This is a genomic window from Blautia caccae (assembly GCF_040095955.1).
Lineage (GTDB): Bacteria > Bacillota > Clostridia > Lachnospirales > Lachnospiraceae > Blautia > Blautia celeris.
The window spans coordinates 1-1,577 of record NZ_JBBMFP010000067.1; the positions used below are offsets into that span (position 1 = coordinate 1).

Consider the following 1,577-nt stretch of genomic DNA (forward strand, 5'->3'; position numbering starts at 1 on the left):
CCTCCTCGTATTATAAAGTAGTAGTGTTTATAGTCCCTCTCCAAGGACTGTATGCTATACTATTGGAGATACTGTGGATTGGTTTCCACCTCCTACCACTTGATGGTTCTTGAAAGGCTCCAACCACAGTCTCTTTGTATATTTGTTAATCAGTTAGTTACCGCATGACGGTTTATTTAGAACGAGGTTACAATCGCAAAGAGTACCAGTGGTTCTAAACAGTATCAAATTTTATGCAAAGGAGTATTTTTATGATTTACGTTGGAATTGATATTGCTAAAGATAAACATGATTGTTTTATCACTAACTCAGATGGCGAAGTATTATTCAAATCGTTCACCATCTCTAACAATCGGGAAGGGTTTGAAACCTTATTTCAAAGAATTAAATCTATTTCAGATGATTTAACTAAAGTAAAAGTAGGACTGGAAGCCACCGGACACTACAGCTACAATCTTCTGGGATTCCTTCTTGATAAAGGTCTGACCACCTGTGTTATCAATCCGTTACATACCAATCTTTACAGAAAAAGTCTAAGCCTTAGAAAGACGAAAACGGATAAAGTTGATTCCCATACCATTGCCGCTATGCTAATGTCTGATTTGAACTTGAAGTCCTACTCAGACATATCTTACCACAACGAAGAACTAAAGTCACTTACTCGTTACCGTTTCGATAAAGTAAAGGAGCGGGCTAAATTGAAGTCTTCTATTTCCAGACTGGTAAATATTCTGTTTCCGGAACTCGAAAAACTGGTTCCTACGCTTCATATGGCTTCGATTTATGCTATGTTATCCGAATTTCCCGGTGCTTCCCATGTGGCATCTGCACACCTTACAAAGCTGGCAAATCTATTTTCTCAAAGCTCGAAAGGACATTACGGCAAGGATACCGCCATTCTTTTCAGAGAAGCTGCCAGAAACTCCATCGGCTCTGTTATGCCAGCAAAGTCTTTGGAACTAAAACATACCATCAAACTAATTCAGGAATTAACTACTGAGATTGATGAAATTGAAACAGCTATCAAGCAGATCATGGATGAAGAAATCAAATCCCCTATCCTTACCATTCCCGGTATCAGTTACCGGATGGGAGCTATGATTCTTGCTGAAATTGGTGATTTCAGCCGTTTTGATTCTGCGGATAAAATACTTGCATATGCCGGAATGTCACCCTCCACTTATCAATCCGGGCAACTGGATAATTGTTATTCACATATGGAAAAACGTGGTTCCAGATACCTCCGCTATGCACTTTACAATGCTACCAAATACGTTTGCCACTGGGATGAATCTTTCGGTGCATATCTGGAGAAGAAACGTTCCGAAGGCAAGCACTATAATGTTGCCCTGTCCCATGCCACGAAAAAACTTGTAAGAACAATTTTTGCTATGGAAAAATCAGGACAGGCATACCGAGTAACCGTTTAGCTTTATTCTGTAAATATCTCCTTTTAGAGCACCTGCAAAGATGCTCTTATTGTCATGCAGTTTTCAAGGTTCAAATAAAGCTGAAATGCATTTCTGCAATTCATTCAAAAAACTTCATTTTTAGATTTGACTTTTAATAGTTAGTCT

General features: G+C 38.7%; 1 protein-coding gene. It reads left to right on the forward strand.

All coding sequences use genetic code 11. From position 1 onward, the window contains the following. Positions 1-251: 251 nt before the first annotated feature. Entirely contained in the window at positions 252-1,430 is a 1,179-nt protein-coding gene (locus WMO65_RS26105; protein WP_148394102.1) for an IS110 family RNA-guided transposase, read from the forward strand. Positions 1,431-1,577 lie beyond the last annotated feature (147 nt).

What these genes read in the sequence shown, in the direction of transcription:
- WMO65_RS26105 (WP_148394102.1), top strand. Translation starts at nt 252, where the DNA reads ATGATTTACGTTGGAATTGATATTGCTAAAGATAAACATGATTGTTTT.